This is a genomic window from Streptomyces sp. NPDC059037 (genome assembly GCF_042740015.1).
GTDB lineage: Bacteria > Actinomycetota > Actinomycetes > Streptomycetales > Streptomycetaceae > Streptomyces.
Window position 1 is genome coordinate 1 of record NZ_JBHYIG010000377.1, and the last position, 8,188, is coordinate 8,188.

Here is an 8,188-nt window from a genome sequence, read left to right on the forward strand (position 1 = left end):
CCCCGGCGGGGGGGGGGGGGGGGCGGCGCCGCGCCGGGGGGGGGGGCCCCCCCCCCCCACCCCCCCGGGGGCCCTCCCAAACACCGCCGGGCCCCCCCCCTGGCTCTGTTCAGTGGTCCGACGAACCGTCGGGGCCCTGGCCGTCAGTCCGTCGTGATCGGCGGCACAAGGCTCTTGAAGTCCACCTCGGGTGCGTCCGGGTTGACCTGTCCCGCGACGACCTCGAAGACCCGCGCGTCGACCGCCGTGCAGCCGAGGGCGGCCAGGCTCTGGAAGCGGAACTCGCTGGTCGCCTCCTGCATCGCATTGCTCAGGTCCTCCTCCGTGTCGTAGATCGTGATGGAGAAGATGGCGCTGTCCTTCGGATCCACGAAGAAGAAGATCTGCCGTACGCCGCTGTCCTTCAGCGCGTGCTCAACGGTGTTGTGCTGGAGGAACGGGACCGTGGTCTCCATGGTGGCGGGGTCGATCGGGCACTCGGCCTTCATCATGCGGGCATACAGCTTCTTCATGGCAGAACCCTCCTGGGTGACGGGTGGGACGCGAATGAGGGCGAGGGGCATCGCGGCCGCGACTCGCAGAAAAACGAACGTACGCTTTCAGCTAAGCACGAGGACTTCCGTTGTGTCGAGGGGTGGCGCCGCGCTCGTCGGTTCTTCGTGACGGAACGTGGGCCCGACGCTCGTCAACTGGCCCCGCACCAGCGGTCCTTGACAAGGTGCTAGCCCTCCGTATGCTTAATTCTTGCATGAATTAATTCCTCACTGCCGGGTCGCCTACACCTGCCGAAGGCGTTCTTTCGCACCCGCCGCCCCCCACCGTCCGCCCGCTCAGTCGCCGGTGGCCAGGTGGAAGTGGAAAGGAAATTAAACGCATGACGACATCTGGACGCTCTTCCGCGGCCTTCTCGCCCCGACGCAGATCCTTGGTGCTGGGTGCTCTCGGCACCGCTCCGGTCGCGGCGCTGGCCACCCTGGGCCACACCGGAACGGCATTCGCCGGCCAACCCACCGCCGCCGAGGGGAAGTCGAAGGCCGTCGACTTCGACTTCGACAAGGGCAACATCATCCGTGACCTGATCGCCAACCGGTCCGACCTGACGGCGGTCATCGCCCCCATGGACGTGACCATCCTGATCCGGGTGACCCACCTGGTGCAGAACGCGTGGTTCGACGCCCTGGCGCCCTACCACCCGACCGCCGTCGGCGTGTACTCCCGGCTCGGCCGCCGCCCCAGCAGCGAGGCCCGTACCAACCGGAACAAGAACATCGCCGCTCTGCACGCCACGTACCAGGTGATCAAGAGCGTGATGGCGGAGCAGGAGCCGCTCTTCCGGGAGCTGCTGACCTCGGTCGGTCTGAACCCCGACGACGAGTCCGCCGACCGCACGAGCCCGGTCGGCATCGGCAACCTGGCCGGCAAGGCCGTCGTCAAGGCCCGCCGGCGGGACGGCATGAACCAACTGGGCGACGAGGGCCGCAAGTACAACCCCAGGCCGTACGCGGACTACACCGGCTACAAGCCGGTGAACACGGCCTTCAAGCTGACCAACCCGTCGCGCTGGCAGCCGCAGCTGACCACGCACCGCCGCCGCATCGGCAAGGGCGATGGCGACAAGGGCATCTTCACCGTGCAGCACTTCGTCACGCCGCAGGTGCGGGTCACCAAGCCCTACTCCTTCCGGGATCCCGACGAGTTCGAGCTCGCCGCGCCCCAACACAGCGACCACACAAGGCCCATGGAGTACAAGCGCTCCGTGGACGAGATCCTGAAGGCATCGGCCGGGCTCACCGACGAACAGAAGGTGATGGCGGAGGTCTTCGACAACAAGCTGATGGGCATCGGGTACTCGGTGCTCACCGCGGCGGAGGCCCACGACCTCGATCTGGACGGGTGGGTCCACCTGTTCATGACGGCCTCGGTGTCGATGTTCGACGGGCTGATCGCCGTCTGGCACCAGAAGAACAAGCACGACGCCGTACGTCCGTTCAGCGCGGTCCAGCACGTGTACGGCAAGCAAAAGGTGACCGCCTGGGGCGGCGTGGGCAAGGGCAAGGTCGACGACATCCCCGCCGACGAGTGGGCCAGCTACCTGAACGTCGGGGACCACCCCGAGTTCCCGTCCGGCTCGACCACGCTCTGCTCCGCCGAGGCACAGGCCGCGCGGCGCTTCCTGGGTGACGACGTGCTGGACTGGACGTACACCGCGCCCGCGGGATCGTCGCTGGTGGAGCCGGGGACAACGCCCGCCAAGGAGCTCAAGATCCGGTGGCGCACCTGGACCGAATTCGTCCAGGACTGCGCCGTCAGCCGGGTGTGGGGCGGCGTGCACTTCTCGAAGACCGTCGAGATGTCCGTCGACTTCGGCGTGCGACTGGGCGACCTGGCCTACGAGTACGTGCAGCGCTACATCAAGGGAGAGGTCAAGGACTGACCGTCGCGACCGCGACGGTGGGCCTCACGTCCGCCCACCGTCGCCCGCTCCTCTCCGGCACCACGACCCGGTCCAGCGAAGGAGGGCACGACATGGACCCGACGGGGGTTCAGGTGTGGCTTGTCGACGTCGACGACGAGCGCTCGGTGCGGCGCTCCGCCGCCGTGCTGCCGCCGGCCGAGACGGCCCGGCTGTCCGCCGTCATCACGCGGGACCGGCACCGTCGCCTGGGCGCGCAGGCGGCGCTGCGGATTCTGGCCGCCGATGCGGCGGGGGTGCGGCCCGCCGACCTGCGGGTGCGCCGCGAGCCGAACGGCAAGCCGTTCCTCTCCGAATCCCGCGGCCCGCACATCAGCCTCTCGCACTCCGGCAGGTTCGCCGCCGTGGCGGTGACCAGGGCCGGGCCGGTCGGTGTCGACATCGAGGAGCAACGTCTTGTCGGCCACATCGACGGCCTGGCGCGGACCATGATGTCCGACGCCGAGTACACCTGGTGGCTCACCCAGGACGGGGCGGCGGCGACCGAGTCGCTGTTCCGCCACTGGACGTACAAGGAGGCCGTGCTCAAGGCACTTGGCCTGGGTCTGGCCGGTGGCCTCGCGTCCGTGGTCTGCGCCGCGGACGGCGCCGGCCGGCCGGTGCTCAGGGCGCTGCCCGCCGGCGCGGGCCAGGTGGCGGGCTGGACGCTCCGCGATCTGTTCCGGCCGGAGAAGGCCGGGCGTCCTGTGCCGGAGCAGGGTGCCGCGCCGCTCCCGTGCGCGGTCGCCGTCGGGGCGCCGGACGTTCCGGTGCGGTTCCACCGGGCCTCTCTCGCCGAGCTCCTCGAACCGGGATTTCTCCGTACGCACGGCCCGCGCCGCAGGTCCGCCCCCCGTTCCCCGGCGCCGCCGGCAGCCCGGCCGCTCGGCCGCGACCGGCCCAGGTCACTCCGCAGTCGAAAGGAACGGGTTCCCATGAGCCACCACATGAGTGCGCCACGCGACGAAGTGCCGCCCGGCGCCGCACCGGTCACCCTGTTCGTCGTCCCGCATGCGGGCGGCAGCGGCGCCTACTACCGCCCGTGGTCCCGCTGGCTGCCGGTCGGCGTACGCCTGGAAACACTGGATCTGCCGGGCCACTCCATCCGCATCCGCGAGCCGCTGATCACCGAATGGGGGCCGCTGGCCGACGACTTGACCGCGCAGCTGCGGGCACGGCTGCCGGCCGACGGCGACCACACCTACGTACTGGCGGGCCACAGCCTCGGTGCCCTGGTCGCCTACGAGATGGCGCGCCGCATGACCGCCGTCGGCGCGCCGCCGGGCCTGCTGCTGGTCTCCGGCCGCAACGGCCCGGCCGTCGGCCTCTCGCACCGGCCGATCCACGCGCTCGCGGACGACCGGTTCCTCGACGCCGTCGAGCGCCTGGGCGGCACGCCGGACGGTGCCCTGCGCGATCCGGAGATACTGCGGATGTATCTGCCGCTGCTGCGCGCCGACCTCAGGCTGGCCGAGACGTACACCCGGCCGCCCGGCCGGCCGCTCGACGTGCCGATCGCGGCATTCGCCGGGCGGTGGGACCAGATGACGGACGATCAGGGCCTGATCGCCTGGAACCGTGAGACGACCGCGAGCTTCGATCTGCGGGTCCTTGACGGCGGCCACTTCTTCCACGACTCGCCCGCCTTCGCCGCCGAGGCACGCGGCCGCCTCGAACGGCTGCTGCCTGCGGCTCAGTTGGTCGCGCCGTCCGTGTCGCAGCCGGTGGCTCTCGCCGGGGCGGGTGAGGACGCACACACGAGCGCCGTCTTGCAGCAAGCTATTAATCATCTGTAGAATTCATTTCACGTTGAATTCTGTGTGCGGTCCGTCCTCCGGCCGCCGGCGGCGAGGGGCCATCACCCGCCGGGGCGTGCGGCGCGACAGGCTCCATCGGATCGTCATCACGGGCACGGCCGTGGCGTTCGGCGCCATGCTCCGCTGCCACCAGCACTCCCAGCACTCTTCCGAAGGGAGAGACGGAACATGCAACAGCAAGATGACGAACAGCACCTGTACGACGTGGCGATCGTCGGCTCAGGGGTGGCCGGGACCATCCTCGCCGCCTGTCTGTCGCGGAACGGCGCCGACGTGGTGCTCATCGACGCGGACAGCCACCCCAAGTTCACCATCGGGGAGTCCACGATCCCCTTCACCTCGATGATGATGCGGCTCATCGCCGAGCGGTACGGCGTACCGGAGATCAAGCACCTCGCCACCTTCGAGGGCGTGTACCGCAACATCACCACCCAGTGCGGCGTGAAGCGCAACTTCGGCTTCGTGTACCACCGGGACGGCAAGCGCCAGGACCCCGTGGAGCGCACCCGTTTCGAGGTGCCCAAGATCACCCACACCGAGAACCACTACTACCGCCAGGACGTCGACGCCTGGATGATGCACGTGGCCGTCAAGTACGGGACGACGGTCCGTCAGCACCAGGCGGTCGTCGACGTCGACCCGGGCGAAGACGACGTCACGCTCAAGCTGTCCACCGGCTCCGAGGTGCGGGCCAAGTTCATGGTGGACGCCAGTGGCCACCGGTCGGTGCTGGCCAAGAAGCTGAGCCTGCGGGAGGAGCCGGCGCGGTTCCGGCACCAGTCCCGGGGGATGTTCAACCACTTCACCGGCGTGCGGCCGTTCGACGACGTGGCCAAGCCCGAGGTGCACTCCGGCTTCCGCACCAAGTGGCACGAGGGCACCCTCCACCACATGTTCGACGGCGGCTGGATGTGGATCATCCCGTTCGACAACCACGAACGGGCCACCAACCCACTGTGCAGCGTCGGCATCATGATGGACCCGCGGATCCACCCGATGCCGGACTGCTCGCCCGAGGAGGAGTTCGATCAATTCCTCCGCAAGTACCCGGACATCGCCACGCAGTTCGCGGAGGCCAAGCCCGTACGGAACTGGACCCGCACCGACCGGATCCAGTACTCGCCGCGGCAGACCGTGGGCCACCGCTGGTGCCTCACCTCGCACGCGGCCGGCTTCATCGACCCGCTCTTCTCCCGCGGCATGTCGAACACCCTCGAAACCGTCCACGCGCTGACGCACCGTCTCCTGGACGCCATCCAGGACGACGACTTCTCCGTGGAGCGCTTCAAGTTCATGCAGGACCTGGAGCAGGGTCTGCTGGACTTCAACGACGACCTCTGCGCGAACGCGTATCTGTCGTTCCGTGACTGGAAGCTGTGGAACGCCTGGTTCCGAGTCTGGTCGCTCGGACAGATCATCGCGACGTTCGAGGTCAACCGAGCCTACGCGCGATTCCTCGAGACCCGAGATACCAGTGTGCTCGACCCACTGGAAAACGCCTGGTGGCGGGGGCGTGCCGTACCGGAGGGCTCCGCCTACGCGCCCGCGCTCAAGCTGCTCCAGGAGGTCAACGAGGCCTGCCAGGCCGTGGAGCGCGGTGAGTTGACCACTGGCGGGGCAGCCGACCTGATCCTCGGCCGGCTGCGCGAGGCCGACTTCATCCCGCCGGCCTTCGGCGTGGCCGACCTCGACCAGCAGTGCATCGACGCGAACTTCTACGGCTCGATGAAGACGCTGCTGTGGACCAGGCGGCAGAGCGAGACCGACATCACCAAGCTGACCTGGGAAGGTCTGACCCTCTTCATGAAGAAGCGGTTCGCCCGCGGCGAGTTCGAGCTCGGCGAAGAGGTGAAGCAGCGGGTCGCCGAATGGCCGCTGGTAGGCCGGCCGCTGCGGGTCAAGCAGGGCAGCGGGAAATGAGCGGGCGCGCCACCTGAACCGTGGCGCGTACGAGCCCGACTGCGGCCACGCGAACCGTGGTGCGTACGAGCCCGACTGCGGCCACACGAACCGTGGGTGCGTACGAGCCCGATTGCGGCCACACGACACACGACGTCGGCACGACGTCGACATGACACAACCGGGAGGATCCATGACGCGGGATGCCGTGTACGGAGTCATTGCGCCTTATGTCGCGGAGACATTTCTGGGCGAGGGCATGGAGGCCCTCGAACCGGACACGCCGCTGTTGGAGTGGGGAATTCTCAACTCGATGAACACGGCGAAGCTGCTGACCTTCATCCGAGAGTCGATGGGGGTGGACGTCCCGGTCACGCACATCACCGGAGCGCACTTCCGAACGCTGGACACGATCACGGACCTCGTCCATTCGCTGGGCCCGGCACTGGCGACCGCCAACGAGCCGGCCGCCGCGCGGGACTGACCCCCGGGTGTGAGCGCACGTCCCGTCGGCCGACCGTACGCCTCAAAGGAGACAGCCAACATGACAGACCGTTTCGACGTGGGCATCATCGGTGGTGGCCCGGCCGGGTCGACCGCCGCGTCCTATCTGGCCGGGGCCGGACTGAAGGTCCTCGTGCTGGAGGCAGAGACCTTCCCCCGTGAGCACGTGGGGGAGTCCCTGGTCCCGGCCACCACCCCCGTTCTCGCCGAGATCGGCGCCTTCGAGAAGGTCGAGGCGGCCGGATTCCCCAAGAAATACGGCGCGGCCTGGACCTCGGCCGACAGCGGGCCGAGCGACAAGATGGGCTTCACCGGCCTGGATCACGACTTCCGCGCGGCCGAGATCATGTTCAACGAGCGGACCCAGGGCGGCGTGCACAAGGACTACACCTTCCACGTCGACCGCGGGAAGTTCGACCAGATCCTGCTGGAGCACGCCGAGTCCCGCGGGGCCACCGTGCGTCAGGCCACCCGCGTCAACCGCGTCGACTTCTCCACGCCGACCCCGACCCTCCAGACCACGCACGACGGGATACGCACCGACATACCCGTCGGCATGGTCGTGGACGCGAGCGGGCGCCGCACCCAACTCGGCAGCCAGCTCCGGGTCAAGCAGGCCGACCCGGTCTTCAACCAGTACGCCATCCACACCTGGTTCGACAACTTCGACCGCAAGGCCCTGGCGGTCAACAAGGGCCAGGCGGACTTCATCTTCATCCACTTCCTGCCCGTGATCGACACCTGGGTGTGGCAGATCCCGATCACCGACACCATCACCTCGATCGGGGTCGTCACCCAGCGGGAACGGCTGAAGGCGTCCAAGGACAACCTGGAGGACTTCTTCTGGGACACCATCGCCAGCCGCCCCGAGCTCCACAAGGCGCTGAAGGACTCCGAGCAGGTCCGTCCGCTGAAGACGGAAGGCGACTACTCGTACGCGCTCAGCCAGATCTGCGGCGACAACTTCCTGATGGTCGGTGACGCGGCCCGCTTCGTCGACCCGATCTTCTCCAGCGGCGTCTCGGTCGCCCTCAACAGCGCCCGCATCGCCTGCAAGGACATCATCGCCGCGCACGAGGCCGGTGACTACTCCAAGAAGCGCTTCGACACCTACGAGTCGACGCTCCGCCGAGGCGTCAACAACTGGTACGAGTTCATCTCGATCTACTACCGCCTCAACATCCTCTTCACCGCCTTCGTCCAGGACCCGCGCTACCGCCTGGACGTGCTGAAGATGCTCCAGGGAGACGTCTACGACGACGAGGAGCCCAGGGCACTCGCCGCCATGCGCGAGATCGTCACAGCGGTGGAGAACGACCCCACGCACCTGTGGCACCCGTTCCTCGGCTCCCTCCAGGCGGGCAGTGCCAAGGCGATGTTCTGAGACCATCCTGAGCCATGCCTCCGCCGCCGCGGGGGGCCCCCGCGGGGGCCACCGCGGCGGCGGCAGTGGGGGGGGCCCCCGCGCGCGCACACTAAGCACGGGGGCCCCCCCACGAGGCGAGAGATGCGACAC

General features: G+C 68.5%; 6 protein-coding genes. 5 read left to right on the forward strand and 1 reads right to left on the reverse strand.

The window, feature by feature from the left end; all coding sequences use genetic code 11:
• Positions 1-143: 143 nt before the first annotated feature.
• Entirely contained in the window at positions 144-512 is a 369-nt protein-coding gene (locus ACFWY6_RS42280) for a hypothetical protein (RefSeq protein ID WP_384702259.1), read from the reverse strand.
• 362 nt (positions 513-874) lie between these two features.
• Between ACFWY6_RS42280 and ACFWY6_RS42285 the strand changes: the two genes are divergently transcribed.
• The 5 genes from ACFWY6_RS42285 to ACFWY6_RS42305 all read left to right on the forward strand — a co-directional run bounded on the left by ACFWY6_RS42285 (position 875) and on the right by ACFWY6_RS42305 (position 8,056).
• Positions 875-2,434: a DUF6851 domain-containing protein gene (locus ACFWY6_RS42285; protein ID WP_384702262.1), complete on the forward strand. Its 1,560-nt coding sequence runs from the start codon at positions 875-877 to the stop codon at positions 2,432-2,434.
• 92 nt (positions 2,435-2,526) lie between these two features.
• Positions 2,527-4,248, forward strand: coding sequence for a thioesterase domain-containing protein (locus tag ACFWY6_RS42290; protein ID WP_384702265.1), 1,722 nt, complete (start codon positions 2,527-2,529; stop codon positions 4,246-4,248).
• 189 nt (positions 4,249-4,437) lie between these two features.
• Positions 4,438-6,189 (forward strand): NAD(P)/FAD-dependent oxidoreductase, encoded by a 1,752-nt coding sequence (locus tag ACFWY6_RS42295; protein WP_384702268.1) that lies wholly within the window; start codon positions 4,438-4,440, stop codon positions 6,187-6,189.
• 172 nt (positions 6,190-6,361) lie between these two features.
• A complete protein-coding gene (locus ACFWY6_RS42300; RefSeq protein ID WP_384702271.1) occupies positions 6,362-6,652 on the forward strand; it encodes an acyl carrier protein in 291 nt (96 codons plus the stop codon).
• Between the two features lie 60 nt (positions 6,653-6,712).
• A complete protein-coding gene (locus tag ACFWY6_RS42305) occupies positions 6,713-8,056 on the forward strand; it encodes an NAD(P)/FAD-dependent oxidoreductase (RefSeq protein ID WP_384702274.1) in 1,344 nt (447 codons plus the stop codon).
• Positions 8,057-8,188 lie beyond the last annotated feature (132 nt).